The sequence below is a fragment of the Arthrobacter sp. CAN_C5 genome (assembly GCF_017875735.1).
In the GTDB taxonomy this organism is placed as follows: Bacteria; Actinomycetota; Actinomycetes; order Actinomycetales; family Micrococcaceae; genus Arthrobacter_D.
Genome location: NZ_JAGGMZ010000001.1, coordinates 2,783,593 through 2,800,351 on the forward strand (window position 1 = coordinate 2,783,593; position 16,759 = coordinate 2,800,351).

General features: G+C 65.4%; 16 protein-coding genes. 4 read left to right on the forward strand and 12 right to left on the reverse strand.

Annotation, left to right across the window (positions count from 1 at the left end; all coding sequences use genetic code 11):
- Nucleotides 1-24: 24 nt before the first annotated feature.
- The gene (locus H4V95_RS13055) at nucleotides 25-1,200 is read left to right on the forward strand and encodes a heparan-alpha-glucosaminide N-acetyltransferase domain-containing protein (RefSeq protein ID WP_196866290.1); all 1,176 of its coding nucleotides are present in this window, start codon (nucleotides 25-27) and stop codon (nucleotides 1,198-1,200) included.
- 40 nt (nucleotides 1,201-1,240) lie between these two features.
- On the opposite strand, the gene H4V95_RS13060 is transcribed toward H4V95_RS13055, so the two are convergent.
- The 7 genes from H4V95_RS13060 to H4V95_RS13090 form a co-directional block, all read right to left on the reverse strand.
- Nucleotides 1,241-1,723: a hypothetical protein gene (locus H4V95_RS13060; RefSeq protein ID WP_196866291.1), complete on the reverse strand. Its 483-nt coding sequence runs from the start codon at nucleotides 1,721-1,723 to the stop codon at nucleotides 1,241-1,243.
- Nucleotides 1,724-1,731: 8 nt separating this feature from the next.
- Nucleotides 1,732-2,490 carry a 4-hydroxy-tetrahydrodipicolinate reductase gene (gene dapB, locus H4V95_RS13065; RefSeq protein ID WP_196866292.1) on the reverse strand — a complete coding sequence of 253 codons (759 nt, stop codon included), beginning with the start codon at nucleotides 2,488-2,490 and terminating at the stop codon, nucleotides 1,732-1,734.
- Between the two features lie 42 nt (nucleotides 2,491-2,532).
- Entirely contained in the window at nucleotides 2,533-3,015 is a 483-nt protein-coding gene (locus tag H4V95_RS13070; RefSeq protein ID WP_196866293.1) for a molybdenum cofactor biosynthesis protein MoaE, read from the reverse strand.
- Complete coding sequence (locus H4V95_RS13075) at nucleotides 3,005-3,487, reverse strand: molybdenum cofactor biosynthesis protein B (RefSeq protein ID WP_196866294.1); 483 nt, start codon at nucleotides 3,485-3,487, stop codon at nucleotides 3,005-3,007. The genes H4V95_RS13070 and H4V95_RS13075 overlap by 11 nt, the downstream gene beginning before the upstream one ends.
- A complete protein-coding gene (gene moaC / locus H4V95_RS13080; RefSeq protein WP_196866295.1) occupies nucleotides 3,484-3,969 on the reverse strand; it encodes a cyclic pyranopterin monophosphate synthase MoaC in 486 nt (161 codons plus the stop codon). Before moaC ends, H4V95_RS13075 begins: the two co-directional genes overlap by 4 nt.
- A gap of 40 nt (nucleotides 3,970-4,009) precedes the next feature.
- Entirely contained in the window at nucleotides 4,010-5,371 is a 1,362-nt protein-coding gene (gene glp, locus H4V95_RS13085; RefSeq protein ID WP_196866296.1) for a gephyrin-like molybdotransferase Glp, read from the reverse strand.
- Between the two features lie 108 nt (nucleotides 5,372-5,479).
- Nucleotides 5,480-7,063, reverse strand: a complete 1,584-nt coding sequence (locus H4V95_RS13090; RefSeq protein WP_245345699.1) for a molybdopterin-dependent oxidoreductase — start codon at nucleotides 7,061-7,063, stop codon at nucleotides 5,480-5,482.
- Between the two features lie 93 nt (nucleotides 7,064-7,156).
- Between H4V95_RS13090 and moaA the strand changes: the two genes are divergently transcribed.
- Together moaA and H4V95_RS13100 are read left to right on the forward strand one after the other, a co-directional pair.
- Nucleotides 7,157-8,236, forward strand: a complete 1,080-nt coding sequence (gene moaA, locus H4V95_RS13095) for a GTP 3',8-cyclase MoaA (RefSeq protein ID WP_196866297.1) — start codon at nucleotides 7,157-7,159, stop codon at nucleotides 8,234-8,236.
- Nucleotides 8,237-8,500 carry a MoaD/ThiS family protein gene (locus tag H4V95_RS13100; RefSeq protein WP_209730833.1) on the forward strand — a complete coding sequence of 88 codons (264 nt, stop codon included), beginning with the start codon at nucleotides 8,237-8,239 and terminating at the stop codon, nucleotides 8,498-8,500.
- A 31-nt stretch (nucleotides 8,501-8,531) separates the two neighbouring features.
- Here the strand turns inward: H4V95_RS13100 and H4V95_RS13105 are convergent, their stop codons facing one another.
- Genes H4V95_RS13105 through H4V95_RS13115 form a run of 3 tightly spaced genes read right to left on the reverse strand, consistent with a single transcriptional unit; the run spans nucleotide 8,532 to nucleotide 12,195 of the window.
- Complete coding sequence (locus H4V95_RS13105) at nucleotides 8,532-9,710, reverse strand: acetyl-CoA C-acyltransferase (protein WP_196866299.1); 1,179 nt, start codon at nucleotides 9,708-9,710, stop codon at nucleotides 8,532-8,534.
- Between the two features lie 40 nt (nucleotides 9,711-9,750).
- A complete protein-coding gene (locus H4V95_RS13110) occupies nucleotides 9,751-10,956 on the reverse strand; it encodes an acyl-CoA dehydrogenase family protein (RefSeq protein ID WP_196866300.1) in 1,206 nt (401 codons plus the stop codon).
- 36 nt (nucleotides 10,957-10,992) lie between these two features.
- A complete protein-coding gene (locus H4V95_RS13115; protein WP_209730834.1) occupies nucleotides 10,993-12,195 on the reverse strand; it encodes a CaiB/BaiF CoA-transferase family protein in 1,203 nt (400 codons plus the stop codon).
- 210 nt (nucleotides 12,196-12,405) lie between these two features.
- Here H4V95_RS13115 and H4V95_RS13120 point away from each other — a divergent pair, with 210 nt between their 5' ends.
- A complete protein-coding gene (locus tag H4V95_RS13120) occupies nucleotides 12,406-13,314 on the forward strand; it encodes a LysR substrate-binding domain-containing protein (RefSeq protein ID WP_209730835.1) in 909 nt (302 codons plus the stop codon).
- Between the two features lie 36 nt (nucleotides 13,315-13,350).
- Here the strand turns inward: H4V95_RS13120 and H4V95_RS13125 are convergent, their stop codons facing one another.
- Nucleotides 13,351-15,378: a TRAP transporter permease gene (locus tag H4V95_RS13125; protein WP_243400598.1), complete on the reverse strand. Its 2,028-nt coding sequence runs from the start codon at nucleotides 15,376-15,378 to the stop codon at nucleotides 13,351-13,353.
- On the reverse strand, nucleotides 15,368-16,483 hold the full coding sequence (locus H4V95_RS18435) for a TAXI family TRAP transporter solute-binding subunit (RefSeq protein ID WP_245345700.1): 1,116 nt from the start codon (nucleotides 16,481-16,483) through the stop codon (nucleotides 15,368-15,370). The genes H4V95_RS13125 and H4V95_RS18435 overlap by 11 nt, the downstream gene beginning before the upstream one ends.
- Between the last annotated feature and the right edge of the window lie 276 nt (nucleotides 16,484-16,759).

The window sequence follows — 16,759 nt, forward strand, 5'->3', positions numbered from 1 at the left end:
GGGCCGCTGTGAGACGATCAGATCATGGCATCCCCCAAGGTCTCCCGGCGTCTGATCGGGGTCGACGCCGCCCGCGGTATTGCCCTCTTCGGGATGATGAGCACCCACATATTTCCCCTGTACATCGCTGGCACCGCGGATGCCTCCTGGGTGGCACTGGTCTTTTCCGGGAAGGCGTCGGCCTTGTTCGCCGTCGTCGCCGGTCTTGGCCTGGCCCTGCTGACCGGAGGCGACCGGGTCCACCACCGCCAGAGGCTGTCGATGGGCCGGCGGGGCATCGCTGCCCGTGCGGCGGTGATCATGGCGATCGGCCTGATGCTGGGCGGGCTGGAAACCAACATCGCGATCATCCTGTTCCACTATGGGGTGCTCTTCCTGATCGCGCTGCCGTTCGTGTCGCTGCCCGTGAGGCAGCTCGCCTGGTGGGCGATCGGCTGGACCCTCCTGTCCCCGGTTGTCGCGTACCTGCTCCGTCCGTGGATCGCCGAGACGGTTTCGCCGTCCTCGGTGGGCGGTAATCCCCTGTTCGAGACGCTGCTGCAGCCAGCGACGCTGCTGGCTGACATCACGGTGACCGGGTACTACCCGGCGCTGCAGTGGCTGAGCTACCTCCTGATCGGGATGGTGATCGGCCGCCTGCGGCTGCTGGACCTCCGGGTGCAGCTGGGGTTGTTGGCCGGAGGCGCTGCGGTGGCCGTCGCAGCGAAACTGGTCAGCGGCTACCTGCTCGGGCCCCTGGGCGGCCTGGCTGCCCTGCTGGAGACCCCCGACGGCAGCAGATACCCCCTGGGGGCGATGATGAATGTCAGCCTGACCGGGGTGGACCAGTCCGGCTCCTGGTGGTGGCTGGCTGTCAGCGCCCCCCACTCGGGATCTCCACTGGACCTGCTGCACACCGGTGGCACTTCCGCACTGGTCATTGGGCTGTGCCTGCTCGCCACCCGCCGATACGAGTCGGTGTTGCTGCCCTTGTCCGGGCCCGGTGCGATGACCCTGACCCTCTACACCATGCATGTCTGGACGATGAGCGTGGTCGATGCCCAGGAACCCGCGCCCGACCCGTCCCTCGTCTACTGGGGACAGGTGCTGGTGTTTGTCATCCTCGGCATTCTGTTTCTGAGGATCAACGCCCGGGGGCCGCTGGAACTGCTGACCTCGGGCGCGTCCCGGGCGGCGCGGTCGGGACTCAACAGTAAGTAAGTGGTGTGCCCGAAACCGGGGTGTCCGCGCCGGAGCGCAGCTACTGGGCCGTCTTGTACAGCTTTCCGGCAGTCCTCATGGACCGGCGGGCGCGGGTCCGGTCGCCCGCGGCGTCGTAAGCGCAGGACAGCCTGAACCAGCTGCGCCAGTCCTCGGGCGCCGCCTCCACCTCCGCCTGGTAGGCGGGGAACCGTTCGTCGGCTGCGGCACGGACAATCCGCCCGGCGGGGGTCCGTGGCAGGTCGTCGATCGGAAGACCTCCCTCGGCGTCGAGCTCGGTGGCCATTTTCGAGGTCTGCATGCCGAACAGCAGTTCACGGATCATGGCCCAGCCGCCGATCAGGGGCAGCAGCAGGTACGCCACCCCGAGGGCTTTCGCCACCAGGTCCGGGTCGGTGAGCAGGATGACGCTGCGCTGCAGAGCGATGACCAGCCAGAAGATGAGCAGCAGGCTCACCAGGGCCACCCCTACTTTGGCGCGGTGGCGCTTCACCGTGCCCAGAAATCCAACGGGTTCAGCCATGCGGGGTTTCACGCTTCCAGATCGAGGTAGCCGTCCAGCCCGACCGTCAGGCCGGGGCGGGAGGGGACGGTGCGGACGCCCAGCAGGACGCCGGGCATGAAGGACTCACGGTGGTACGAGTCGTGTCGGATGGTGAGCTGTTCCCCGACTCCGCCGAGCAGCACCTCCTGATGCGCCACCAGGCCGCGCAGGCGCACCGAATGCACCCGGACGCCGTCGACGTCGGCTCCGCGGGCACCGGCGCGCTCGCTGGTGGTCGCGTCGGGGCTCGCCGGGACCCCGGCTTCCCGGCGTGCCTGTGCGATCAGGGCGGCGGTCCGGACTGCTGTGCCCGAGGGCGCGTCCACCTTGTCGGGGTGGTGAAGCTCGACAATCTCGACCGACTCGAAGTAGCGTGCCGCCCGGGCAGCGAAGGCGCTGGCCAGCACTGAACCGAGGGCGAAATTCGGGGCGATCAGCACGCCCGTGGCGGGCTGGTCGGCGAGGAGTGCGGCAAGCCGCTCAAGACGCGCCTCGTCCCACCCGGTGGTTCCCACCACCGCGTGGATGCCACGCTCGACGGCGAACGCCACGTTGTCGAATGTGGCATCGGGGACCGACAGGTCGACGATGCACTGCGCTCCCGACGCAACCAGGGTGTCCAGCGAATCCTCGCGGCCGAGGGCTGCGACGAGGTCCAGGTCCGGTGCGGCGTCGATGGCTTTGACGGCCTCCGACCCCATCCGTCCGGTGGCGCCCAGCACGGCCACGGCAAGTTGTTCAGTCATACACCCCAGCCTACTGAACGGCTACTCCCCTGCCCATTTGGGTCAGGAGGCAGTCCCGGTGCCGCCGGCGGTGTCCGTGCCCCCGGCGGTGTCCGTGCCGCCGGCGCCGACCCATTCGACGGTGCCGTCGGTGAAGAACTGTTCCTTCCAGATGGGAACCTGCTCCTTGACGGTGTCCACCAGTTCCGAGCAGGCGGCGAAGGCTTCGCCGCGGTGCGGGGACGCGACCGCTGCCACCAGGGCAGGGTCACCGATCACCAGGGGTCCGATCCGGTGCGCTACCCAGATCCGGACGCCCTCGTATTTGGCGGCCATGGTGTCGGCGATGTCCGCGATGATCCGCTCGGCGCTCGGGTGGGCCGAGTAGCTCAGGGAGGTGACATCCCGGCCGCCGTCGTGGTTCCTTACCACTCCACCGAAACCCACAACGGCACCGCAGTCCGGGGAGTCGACCTCCGCCAGGGCGGCGTCGAGGCTGATGGGCCCGGCCGCCAGGGACACATGCACCACGTGGCTAGTGTTCATTTTTTCCTTCCAGCTGGGAGCAGATGTGCCCCAGCATTGGTTCGAGCACGGCCAGCCCGTCACGCACCCCTCCGGGTGACCCGGGCAGGTTGATCACGAAGGTGCGGCCTACGGTTCCGGCGAAGCCGCGGCTGAGCGCTGCTGTCGGAACCTTCTCGGCCCCCCGCCGGCGAACGGCTTCCATGATCCCGGGCAGGTGGCGCTGCAGGTACGGCTCGGTCTGTTCGGGGGTGGCGTCGTCCGGGCTCAGACCGGTACCGCCGCTGGTGATCACCACTGAGGGCGAATCGCCAAGAACGGCGCCGATCGCCTGACCCACCGGGTCGCCGTCGGGCACCACCCGGGTCTGCTGGGGTGCGAAGCCGTGATCGACGAGCCAGCTCTGGATGAGAGGACCACACTCGTCCTGGTAGATGCCGGCTGCGGCACGGGTGGACGCGATAATCACCGCTGCGGTGCGCTGGGCGCTCATGCCGTCCAGTCCCCGCTTTTCCCGCCGGACTTCGCCAGGACCTTCGTGTCGGTGATGACCGCCCGCTTGTCCACCGCCTTGATCATGTCGTACAGGGCGAGAGCCGCCAGCGACGCCCCGGTCAGGGCTTCCATTTCGACGCCGGTGACGGCGGTGGTCTTGACCGCGCAGCTGATGGTCACGGCAGCGTCCCGGGCGTCGAAGTCCACGGTGATTTTGCTCAGCGGCAAGGGGTGGCAGAGCGGGATCAGCGAGGACGTCTGCTTGGCGGCCATGATGCCGGCGACCCGGGCGACAGCCAGAGCGTCGCCCTTGGGCAGGCCACCGGCGGTGATCAGTCCGACCACCTCCGTTGTGGTGTGCAGGACGGCCTGTGCGGTGGCTTCGCGAGTGGTTTCGGCCTTCGCCGAAACGTCGACCATGTGCGCGCTGCCATCCTCCCGGACGTGGCTCAGTGACGCCGGGCTGGTGTTCTCGGTCATGCTGTCCTTATCAGTTCTCGGTGAGGGGGTCTTCCCACGCTCAGGTGTTCCCGGGCCCGGCCACAGCGAGCGGGTGCGCTGCAGGAATCCCGAACGACGGCGCGCCGTGCATCCCGTCGACGAGCCACACGGAGACCAGGTCCCCCGCCGCGAGGCTTCCGGTGCCGACGGGCAGCTGGACCAGGACGTTCGATTCGGCCAGCGCATGGATCAGGTGTGATCCGGGGCCACCCACCAGCCTAACCGTACCCACCGGCTCACCGGCTGCTGCGCGGGGGGTATACCAGCCACGGCGGACCTGGTGTTTGGCTTCCGGCGAGCTCACCTCCTCCTCAAGGGCAGCGGTGAGGACCACCCGGGGGTGCGGGACACCGGCGACGGCGGTGAGGGCCGGCCGGAGGAACATCTCGAAGGATACGAGGGCACTGACCGGGTTGCCCGGGAATCCGAGGAACGGCACACCGCCGATGGTTCCCAACGCCTGCGGCCCGCCGGGCTGCATGGTGACGGAGAGGAATTCGACGCTGCTGTTGGCCAGCGCCTGTTTCACCACCTCGTACGCACCCTGGCTGATGCCGCCGGTGGTGAGGATCAGGTGGATGCCGCTGTCCGCGACGGCCGCCAGCGCTTCCCGGAGCAGCGTGGGATTGTCATCCATCAGCCGGTGCCTGATCACTGCGGCGCCCGCATCGAGGAGTGCGGTTTCCAACAGGGTGGTGTTGGCGTCGAAGATCTTCCCCGGTTGCCGGGTGCTGCCGGGTTCCTGGACCTCGTCCCCGGTGGTGAGCAGCAAGACGGTGAACTGGCGGCGCACCGGGACCGTGGCGATTCCGCAGGCGGCGAGCAGGCCCAGCTGGGCGGGGCCGAGGAGCGTCCCGGCGGTCAGGGCGGTGGTGCCGGTGGGGATGTCGCTGCCGGCACGGCGGATGTAGGCACCAGGTTCCACGGTTTCGGGTAGGTCGACGGCGAGTTCGGTGTCCGCCTCGTAGTCGGCCGCTGAGTAGAACTGGGCCGGGGTGACCCGTTCGATCGGGACGATGGCACCGGTGTTTCCCGGGATCATCGCGCCGGTCATGATGGGCGCCGCACTCCCCTGCACCAGGTCCGGCGGTTCGATGCCCGCCGGGATGGGCGCTCCCACCCTCAGGCTTCGTCCTGACGTGCCACCGGTTGGGTTCAGGTCGTCGACGTGGACCGCGTACCCGTCCATCTGCGAGTTATCAAACGGGGGCAGGCTGACCGGAGCCTGCAGGTCGACGGCGAGCACCCGGCCGCGGGCGGCCGCCAGCGGGAGCTCGGTTCCGCCGCCGTCCTGGTCCGTCCGGCTATCAGCCGGGTAGCTGCTGCTGTAGCGGAGCAGTCCCAGCACTGCCTGCTGGTGTTCCTCGACGCTTCTGATCATGGGATCCCTACCTGCCGTGACGGTTGCCTCTGGATCTCCACCCTAGGCCCTGCCGACGGCGATGGCTGGGATGAGGCGAGACGTAAAAGACAGGAGATCCGGGCTCCCTCAGGAAACAGTGAAGGTCACCGAGTGCAGACCCGTGGCGCCGTCGGGTGTGACCGGCGCCACGCGGTCCACCTGCACGGCTCCGGTACGGTCGACGGCGCGGACCTGCACCGTATGGGATCCGGGGGCCAGGTCCACAGCGGCGCTGAACTGCCGCCAGGTGTCCCGTGAGATTTCGGCGGCCAGCGCCGCGGGCTGCCAGGATCCCTCATCCACCCTCACCTGGACCGCTTCGATCCCCCGGTGTTGGGCCCACGCGTATCCGGCGATCTGGACCGTTCCCGCGGCCACGCTCGACCGTTCCCGTGGCACGTCGATCCGGGACGAGGTCTTCACCGGGCCCCGCTCGGACCAGCCACGGGTGGACCAGTAGGCGACGTCGTCGTCGTACCTGGTGACCTTCAGTTCGGTCACCCATTTGGTCGCCGAGACGAAACCGTACAGCCCGGGAACCACCAGACGGACGGGGAAGCCGTGCTCAACGGGGAGGGTTTCACCGTTCATCCCGATGGCGATCAACGAGTCCCGGTCGTCAGTCATGGCGTCCAGCGGGGTGCTGGCGGTGAACCCGTCGACGCTGCGCGAAAGCACCATGTCGGCCCCATCCTGCACACCCGCCATGGCCAGCAGTTCGCGGACCGGCCAGCCGAGCCATTTGGCGTTGCCGATCAGGTCACCGCCCACCACGTTCGAAACGCAGGCGAGGGTGATGTAGCTTTCGACCAGGGGCTTGGCCAGGAGTTCGTCGAAGGTCAGCTCGACCTCCCGGTCCACCATCCCGGTGACCCGTAGCCGCCAGGTGCCAGGGTCCACCACCGGCACCACCAGTGCGGTATCGATCCGGTAGTAGTTGTCGTTGGGCGTCACCAGTGGCGGGACACCGTCGACCCCGAGATCCGCGCCCGCCGGGATGACCGCCGCGGCCCGTCCCGCGACGGCGTCGGGTGCCGGTAGCCGGATCTGGTCCCGGGCCTGCGTCACGAGCGACTGGCTGTTCCGGACCAGGGATGCGGCCGTCCCCGCGAGTGCCGCCACCGCGCCGCCCACGCCCACACCCAGGAGGAACCTTCGTCGTGCCACCGGTCCGGGGGTCCCGACGTCGGCCGCCCGGCGGGGCTGCCAGGCCACCAACCGGTCGGTCAGGACGGTGACTAACATGACGCCGAGCACCAGGGCCACCACCGGGGCTGCGAACGCGGCGGTCGAGGACTGCGGCCGCGCAGCGACGGCGGCGATGCCCGCCAGCCCGAAGACCAGCACCAGGGCCGCGCCGCTCCGACGCCACCGGTACTCAAGGATTCCGGCTCCGGCGGCCACCCCCGCAATGATCACAAACATGGTGATCAGGAAGATCAGTTTGTCGGCCGTGCCGAACGTCTCAATCGCCCAGTCCTTGACGCCGGGCGGCAGCACGTCGATCACCGTTGAGCCGACCGCTGTCACCGGGGAGACCGACGGGCTGACCAGAGCGGCGGTCAGTTCGGCGGCGATCACTGCGATCGCCACCGCAACCAGCCCGGACAGTGCCGCCCACCCGTTGATCCGTCCCATACCGGTGCACCGTCCTGTCTCTTCTATCGTCATTAGCCCAACGTCTGCGACCGCCCTTCAGTTCGCCAGGCGAGAATAAGCCCCCACCGAATAGTGGGCTCAGCTGAAAGGGCGTAATCTCGAAAAATGGGAATTGAACTGGGTATGCCGCACATCGGGGTCCAGCGTCCCACGGATGCCGGGCCGGGGCTCATGGACAGTTTTGGTCGCAAGGCCACTGACATGCGCCTGTCGTTGACCGACAAATGCAATCTTCGCTGCACCTATTGCATGCCCGCTGAGGGCCTGGACTGGCTGCAGAAATCGGCGGTTCTCTCCCGGGAGGAGATTGTCCGGCTGGTCCGGATCGGCGTCGACACGCTCGGGGTCCGCGAGCTGCGCCTGACCGGCGGTGAGCCGCTGGTCCGCGCCGACCTGCTGCAGATCATCAGCGACATCCGCGCCAACCACGCGGATCTTCCCATCTCCATGACCACCAACGGGCTGGGACTGGACAAGAAGGCACAGGCGCTCAAGGATGCAGGGTTGAGCAGGATCAATGTGTCGATGGATTCGCTCCACCCCGACACGTTCGCCCAGCTGACCCGGCGCCCGTTCCTCGACCGGGTGCTGCGCGGCATCGAGGCAGCAGCTGAGGTGGGGCTGGGCCTCGTCAAGATCAACGCTGTGCTGATGCGCGGCATCAACGACCATGAGGCACCCGACCTGCTCGAGTGGGCCGTCTCCAAGGGCTTCGAGCTGCGCTTCATCGAGCAGATGCCCCTCGACGCCGACCACGGCTGGACCCGGGACGGCATGATCACCGCCCTGGAAATGCGGACCCTGCTGGAGCAGCAGTTCGTGCTCACCTCCGATCCGCGCAACCGTGACGGCGCCCCCGCCGAACGCTGGGAGGTGCGGCGGATCGCTGCGCCGGACATCGTCGTCGGAACCGTTGGCATTATCGCCTCCGTCACCGAGCCGTTCTGCGCCGACTGCCGGCGGACCCGGGTCACCGCCGAGGGGAAGATCATGAGTTGCCTGTTCTCCCGCGAGGAGACCGATCTGCGGGACCTGTTGCGCTCAGACGCCGACGACGACGCCATCGCCGCCCGCTGGCAGGACGCCATGTGGGCCAAGCCGAAAGCCCACGGGATGGGCCATGTGGGACTCGGCTCGGAGGACTTCGTCCAGCCGGACCGCAGCATGAGCGCGATAGGCGGCTAGATGCTGGTTCGATATTTCGGCGCCGCGCAAGCCGCAGCCGGTGTTGCAGAAGAGCGCCTCGACCTCGCAGCAGGGTCGCTCGACACGGTGCTCGAGCGCATCACCGCCCGGTACCCGCAGCCGGTTCGGGCTGGCGGGCCGGCGATGCCCGAAGTTCTCGCCCGGAGCAGCTTCCTCCTGAATGAGGTGGCCCTCCGGGACCGCGGTCGGGTGCTGACCGCCGACGACGTCCTGGACATCCTGCCGCCCTTCGCCGGCGGGTAGCCTCAGCCCGTCTCCACCCCCGGACCACGCGCTAGACGCGCTCCAACAGCATCGCCGTGCCCTGGCCGACCCCCACGCACATGGTCGCGAGCCCCCGGTCCGCCTGCTCGCGTTCCATCCGTCCGAGCAGGGTGATAGCGATCCGTGCACCCGATGAACCCAGCGCATGCCCGAGGGCGATGGCGCCGCCGTCGCTGTTCACAATCCCCGGGTCGAGACCCAGCCTGCGGATGCAGGCCAACGACTGGGTGGCGAACGCCTCATTGAGCTCCACCGCACCGATGTCGTCGATCCCCCAGCCGGCCCGGGAAAGCACCTTCTCCGTCGCGGGTACCGGACCGATGCCCATGATTTCCGGCGGCACTCCCGCTGATGCGCCGTCCACGACGCGTGCCCGGGGAACCAGACCGAACCGCTTCACCGCGCTCTCGCTGGCGACGACGATGGCGGACGCCCCGTCGTTGAGTGAGCTCGCGTTTCCTGCCGTGACGATCCCGCCCGGCCGCACGACCGAACGAAGCGAGGCCAAAGTTTCCAGCGATGTACCTGGCCGGGGACCCTCGTCCTGGTCGACAACGCCGGTCTTCGTTTCAACGGGCAGAAGCTCCTGGGTGAACCGCCCCGCAGCAATGGCCGCCAGGGCATTCTGATGGGATTTCACCGCGAACGCATCAGCATCTTCCCGGGTGATGCCATCCAGCGACGCCACTTCTTCAGCGGTTTCCGGCATCGACAGCTTTTGCTGGTCGCTGAAGCGCGGGTTGGTGAATCGCCAACCCAGGGAGGTGTCAGCAATTTCGCCGGGCCGGGCGAAGGCCTTCACTGGTTTTTCCATCACCCACGGTGCGCGGGTCATGGACTCCACCCCGCCTGCAATGACCACATCAGCGGCACCGGACTTGATCATCTGGGAGGCGATCAAAATGGCGCTCAGCCCTGACGCGCACAGCCGGTTGACGGTCAGGCCGGGAACCGTGTCCGGCAACCCGGCCAGTAGCGTTGCCATCCGCGCCACGTTCCGGTTGTCTTCGCCGGACTGGTTGACGCAGCCCAGAATCACTTCGTCGACGGCCTGCGGGTCCACGCCCGCACGTTGCAGGGACTCCCGGACCACCAAAGCCGCAAGGTCATCCGGTCGCACCGATGACAGGGCGCCACCATAACGGCCGACAGGAGTTCTCACTCCTCCGACAAGAAAAGCTTCATTCATTGGGTGTCCCTTGGTTGAGGTGTTGGCTGGATGGGCGGGGTCAGGCGAACGCGGAGATGCCGGTGATGTCGCGCCCGATCAGCAGCGACTGGATGGAGTCGGTCCCCTCGTAGGTGTGCACCACCTCCATGTCGGTCATGTGGCGGGCCACATGGTTTTCCAGCAGCAACCCATTCCCACCCAGAATGTCCCGGGCCTGCAGACAGATCCAGCGAGCCTTCTGGGCGGTATGCATCTTCGCGAGTGAGGCCATGGGGCTGGTCATTTTTCCCTGATCCGCGAGGGTGGCAAGGCGGAAACAGATCAACTGCATCGCTGTCAGCTCGGAGAGCATGTTGGCGAGCTTGTTCTGCACCAGCTGGAAGCCCGCGATCGGCTTGCCGAACTGCACCCGCTGCGTGGCATAAGAAACCGCAGCTTCGTAGGCAGCAATGCCGTGGCCCACGGCTTCCCAGGATGCCCCGCTGCGGGTTGCCGTCAGTACCCGGGTCACGTCCCTGAAGGAGTGAGCCTCGGCGAGCTTGTTCTCGGCCGGGATGCGGACGTTGTCGATCATCACATCGGGCTGCCAGATGGCCCGCTTGCCGATTTTTCCGGTGATGAGTTCGGTGGTGTATCCATCCGGGTAGGTGCCGTCGTCATTCTTTTCCAGAATGAAGCCATTGACCTTGTTGTCTGCTTCATCGCGCGCCCAGATGATGACGACGTCGGCGATGTTGGCGTTCCCGATCCACCGCTTGCGGCCGTTCAGGACGTAGTGCTCACCTTCCCGTCGGGCTGTGGTTTCAAGCGCCACCGAGTCCGACCCATGGTCCGGCTCAGTCAGGCCAAACGCGCCAATCTTGTCCAGCGTTGCCATGCCGGGCAGCCACCGCTGCTTCTGTTCCTCGTTGCCGAGCATGTTGATGGTGCCCATCGACAGCCCCGACTGCACTCCGATGAACGTATTGAGGCTGCCGTCACCGCGCGACATCTCAACGGAAACCATTCCCGCGGCCAGCCTGCTCAGCCCGGGGCAACCGTAGCCCTCGATGGTGGAACCAACGATTCCGAGCTGGGCAATGCCGGGGACCAGTTCAAAGGGAAACTGCGCAGCTTCCCAGTAGTCGTTGATCACCGGAAGCACCGATGTATCGACGAAGCCGCGGACTTTCTTCCGGATCAGCACCTCCTCCTCGGACAGGAGCTCATCAAGAAGGTAGTAGTCAACGTTCACGGGATCAGCGCTCTGGGCGGTAGTGCTCATGGGGTCCTCATCTGTCGTCGTCGGGTCTGGGAAAGTTCAGCGGGCTGCGGTGAGCTGCTGGGCAAGCCAGCCGCGCACCAGGTCCGAGCTGGAGCCCAGCATCGGCGGAGCCAAATCGTAGGTGGCAGGCGTCCGGGAGAAACTCACCGGGTGTCGAACGGTCGGAATCTGTCGTTCGTTCTCGCCCGGGAGTACCACTGGATCAAGGCCCAACCTGTCGGCAAGGTCCACCCCGCCCTTCACATCCTGGATGGGCGCACAGGGCAACCCCGCACCGGAAAGGAGGGGGAACCATTCCTCGGCCGAGCGGGCTGCCAGCTGCACTTCGAGGAGGATGCGCAGCTCCGACCGGTGAGCGTTGCGTTGCTCCGCGGAGGAGAACCGTTGGTCCTGCGCCAGTTCGGGTACCTCAAGCACGGCGCAGAGCCGCGCAAACTGGCCGTTGTTGGCTGCGGCGATGACCAGCCGGCCGTCACCGGTCAGCATCGGCTCGTAGGGGTAGAGGCTGGGGTGTTCGTTACCCATCCGGGTGGGAATGACACCGCCAGTGACATAGGCCGCGGATTGGTTGACCATCCCCGACAGGGCTGAGGACAGCAGATTCAGCTCCACACGCTGCCCTTCCCCGGTGGTGGTGCGGTGATGGAGCGCTCCAAGAATTCCCGTGCTGGCGTGCAAGCCAGTGATGACGTCGAACATTGCCAACCCGGCACGGTACGGTTCCGTCTCCTGGCCGCCGGTGAGGCTCATCATCCCGGAGGCCGCCTGCACCAGGAGGTCATAACCGGGGAGCGCGGCGCCCGCACCGGTTCCGAAGCCCGTGATCGAGGCGTAGATGACCGTGGGATTGAGATCGGCAATCGCGGCGTAGTCGAGACCGTAGCGCTCCAGTCCATGGGGCTTGAAGTTCTCGACGACTATGTCGGCCCGGGCGGCCAGCTGCTGTGCGAGGGCAAGGTCCGAGGGCTCGTTGAAGTCCAGGGTGATCGAGTGTTTGTTCCGGTTGACGGAGAGGAAGAACGTGCTCTCCTCGTCGCGTACCGGCGGCTTCCAGGTCCGGGCATCGTCCCCGTCCGGAGACTCGACCTTGATCACTGTGGCGCCCATATCGGCGAGCAGCATCGTGCAGTACGGACCCGCCAGCACCCTGCTGAAATCCGCAACGACCACTCCGCTCAGCGGACCACTCCCGGTGCGTCCAAAGATTTCGTTCAGCGTGTCCGCTGCAGCTTCCGCCATAGTTGATCCTCCATCACATGTGTCGTATGTCACCACCCTCGCAGAGGCCCAAGCTCGCGTCCAATACAAATTGTGTCGACTATTTTTACGATTTCAGGAATAATCTCTTGACACTCTTCCCCATACTTCACACCGATAGCTCAATGATTGATAGCTTTTTCAGCCCCAATCATTGACTCGTGGTAGCAACGCCGACAATAATTCAGGGTTATGGAAATACAGCAAGTCCGCGCCTTCCTCGCCGTCGCCCAGGAACTGCACTTCGGCCGTGCCGCGGAACGTCTGCACATCGCCCAGCCACCACTGAGCCGCACCATCAAGAATCTTGAACGCGAGCTGGGTGCAACCCTTTTTGAGCGCAGCACCCGAAGCGTGAAACTCACGACTGCGGGCCAGGCGCTGCTGGCCCCGGCAGAGGAGATCATGTCAGCCTGTCGCAGGGCGCGATCGGCAGTGACTTCGGCAGGCAAGGGTGAGACCGGGAGGGTCCGGGTGGCTTTCGCGGGTGTGTCCTCCCACGTCATGGTGGGCAAGCTGGCCAAGCTGGTCAGGCAGACCCACCCCGGAATCGACATTGAGCTATACAGCTCCTACTACGCCGTCCCTGCCTTGAATGAGGTCATTGCGGGCACCATGGACATCGGCCTGGGCCGGTGGAGCTTCCTACCCTCGGGGATCGAATCGCGGACCGTGGCCCGGGAGACTCTGGTGATTGCGCTGCCGTCAAACCATAGGCTGGCTCACCGGACGTCGGTCCGGATGACAGATTTTGCCACCGAGGATTTTGTTGCCTTGCCGCCGGACCCGGGGGCAGTCCTCAGGGAACATCTCGATCGGCTTTCCCACGGTGCTGGCTTTGTGCCCTCGATCGTGCAGGCTGCACCCGATACGTCCACGCTGCTGTCGTTGGTCGCCGCAGACATCGGCTGCGCCCTTACTGTGTCCTCTGTCCCGGACAACGTGTCCTACCCGGGGGTGGTGTTTGTCCCCCTTGAGGATCCGGCCGAACCCATCCTGCTGCGTCTGATCTGGCGCAGCGATGACAGCAGTCCAGCGCTGCGCGAGGTCCTGCGCCTTTCAGAGGCCCTGATGCCTTCGCCGGAGCCGTCCCCGGCCTGAGCGGGCCGAATCCCGCCCAGGCCGCACCTCCAGTGTTTACTCTGAGAGCGACTGCAGCCGGCCCTCCGCGTGGGTGGGCGCCGCCGCCGTCGGGGTTTGTCCGTCCTTGCGGAGGGCAATGAAGGTCAGGAGTAAAACCACACCCAGCAGCACCCCACCGAGGGCCGCGGCGGCCACTCCCGGCATCATCAGGCTGACACCGGCGACAGCTGAGACGACGCGCAGCAGCATCGGCAACCGCCGGCCCATGCCAAGCACCCACCCTTCGAAGGCACAGGCCAGAGCGTAGACACCGATCAGGCTGAGACTGAACGCCATCACAATCTCCGGCAACGGGGCCTGGGCAACCAGCGCCGGATTCAGCGCAAACCCAAACGGCACGATGTACTTCACTGCCCCCAGCTTCATTGCGGAGACGCTGGTCTTCATCGGGTCGGAACCGGCGATCCCGGCGGCGGCAAACGACGCGAGCGCCACCGGCGGCGTGATGTAGGAGACTGCGGCCCAATAGATGACGAACAGGTGGGCTGCGATCGGATCGATACCGAGTTCGACGACGGCGGGGACCATGACAATTGCCAGGAACACGTAGGCCGCGGAAACGGTCATACCCATGCCCAGGATGAAGCAGGTCACGGCACCGGCAATGAGCATCAGCACCACGTTGTCCCCGACCAGGACCAGCAGTTCCCTGGCCAGTGAGAGAGTTACCCCGGACATGTTGAGCCCGCCAACAATGAGCCCCACCCCCGCGATGATGCCCAGGATTTCGCTGATGGTCCTGCCGCAGTCGAAAAGCATATCGACGAACCGGCGTGGCGTGAGCCTGCCCTCCCGCTTGACCATCCCGTAGACCACCAGGGCACCGGCCACCCAGAACGGTGCCTGCGTTTCCGTGGTGACCACCAGAAGGGCGGTCAACATGACAAGTGAGGCAAGGTACGGCCAGCCCGAGGCCATCACCGGACCAAACCTGGGCAGTTTGGACTTCGGCAGCCCCGCCAGGCCCTTCCTGGAGGAATAGGCATCAATCTGAAGGTAGATGCCCACGTAGTACAGGATTGCGGGAATAGTCGCGGCGATCAGAATTTCCTTGTAGGGGACACCCACAAAGGAAATCATCAGGAACGCCGCGGTGCCCATCACCGGCGGGGTAATGGATCCGCCGGATGACGCTGTGGCCTCAACCGCCCCTGCGTACCGGGGCGAAAACCCGGCCTTGATCATGGCCGGGATGGTCATGGGCCCGGTGGTGAGCACATTCGAGACGGCGCTGCCGCTCATCATGCCCATGGACGCGCTGCTGGCCACCGACACCTTGGCGGCGCCGCCGCGTGCACCACCAAACAGGGATTGGGCCAGATTGTGGAAGAACGTCGATCCGCCGGTGTGCCGGAGAATCACCCCGAAGAGCAGGAATCCGATCAGGATGCTGGCTGCGGTTTGCAGCGGCAGGCCCATGATCCCTTCGACGCCCACCGCATGGATCTGGGCTGTGGTCCGGAAATCATGGGAGATGCCCTGCAGAAATCCGAAGGGCATCCGGGAAGAGAACATCGGATACACAGAGAACAGGAACGCGATGACCGCAACCGCTGACCCGGCTGTGCGCCGCAATGCCTCGATCGCCAGCCCCCACAGCACCACGCTGAAGACGGCTGCCAGCGGCGGCGCCGCGTAATCCCATCCCAGATTCAGGATGGTCTCGGCGTTGACGCCGAAGTAGACGGTGACCACCAGCGTCGCGGCGAACAGAACGACGTCGTACCAGGCCAGCGCGGCAGGCCTTGGTCGAGGCCCGACACCATCGTCAGCGGCCGGCAACGTCACGGACTTTGACGCCGGGAAGATGATGAACGCGATGGCCAGGAAGCAGGTCAGCATGTAGTACAGATAGGCGTGCGTGAGCAGTGTGACACCGAAGAGATCCCAAAAGAACACCTGGTTCATTGAGAGCAGGATGCCGAGAACAGTGAACACCACCACCACTGCCCGCCAGGGGCCGTTCAGCCGCGGCGGCGCATCGGTTGTCGTCCCAGCGGGAGGCGCAGTCTCAATCGTCAAGGTGTTCTTCCTTCCATGCGGTCCATTCCTGGGCCAGGTTTTCCTTGTCAGCCGGTCCGATGAATGTTTCCCAGCCTTCCTGCAATGCGGCCTGCCGTTCGACAAGTTCGGCATTGCGTTGTTCAGCCTCTTCGGTCCACATGCCCTGTTCCTCGAGATACCTCACGGTCCCGGGATGAAACGGGACCACCAGGGGCTCGGTGAGCACCTTGTCGAGGGCAAACTCACCAGCGGACGGTGTGGTGTTTTCATAGCGGTCAAAGTTTTCGTCCATGGCTTTCACCAGGTCATAGACCTGCTGCTCATCGGTGTGCGCATAGGTGGAGATCGGGACGGTGTAGGCGAAATTTTTTGCCGAGTCCCCCTCCTCCATTCCCGGGGCTCCCGAAAACTCGCCGATGGTCACCATCGGGGCGATCGCGTTGACGGCTGCCATCTTTTCGGGGGAATCGTCGTTCATGCTCATCCAGTCGACGTCCACCGTGCTGGCGAGCTCTTCCAGGTTGGAGCCATAGGCACTGCTGAACAGGACATCCAGCCGACCGGTCTTCAGCGCCTCGGTCTGGTCGCTGTAACTTACGTCGACGGGTTCGACGTCATCCCAGGTCAGGCCGCCGTAGGCAAGGTAGGCCTCCAGCTTGAGGTTAATTGAGGTATTGGCTGTGACCCGGGGGAATTTTTTTCCTTTGAGGTCCTCGAAGGTTTCGATGCCAGCGTCGGTGCGGGTCATCAGCCCATAATTTCCCATGGGTGCCCACACCACGCGGAGATCCTGGGGGCCCCAGTTCTCGCTGGAGAAGTCCTGGATGCCCTCGAATCCGAAGTAGTATTCGTCCCCCATCCGGCTGAACTGAGCGCTGCCAGCCTTCAGTGGAGCAACCCGCCCGATCGATGTGTCGGAGGTGAGGATACGAACCTGGGTGCCCTGCACACGGGTGAGACTGTCCGATACAGCGGCAAGGTCGTTGTAGGTTCCGGTTCCCACACCGTAGGTAGTCATCACCAGCTGGGAATTCGGGTCAGCGCGGCTGTCGGGCGAACTGCTGGTAACGATGCCAGCGACGAGGACTCCGGCCAGCACGGTACAGGTCAAGATTTTCTTCATTGAAAGCCCCTAGGAGATCCGGCTGCCGGCGATATGCCTTACTGCCATGGACCAGTTGCCTGAAAGTGTTATCTACGTCACTCTCCCAGAAGGGTCACCCATACTTCCAATACCTAATTCGCCGGAGATTCATACCCTGAATGAAGTGATGGACAGGACGCCCTCTCGAAGATTTGTTTTCGATTGGGTATCAATGATGCCCGGCTTTGGTATTGGATTAGCTGTAATACTCCTGAGAGAGTGAGGGCAGTCACTACATTTTTGAAGGAGACCCCC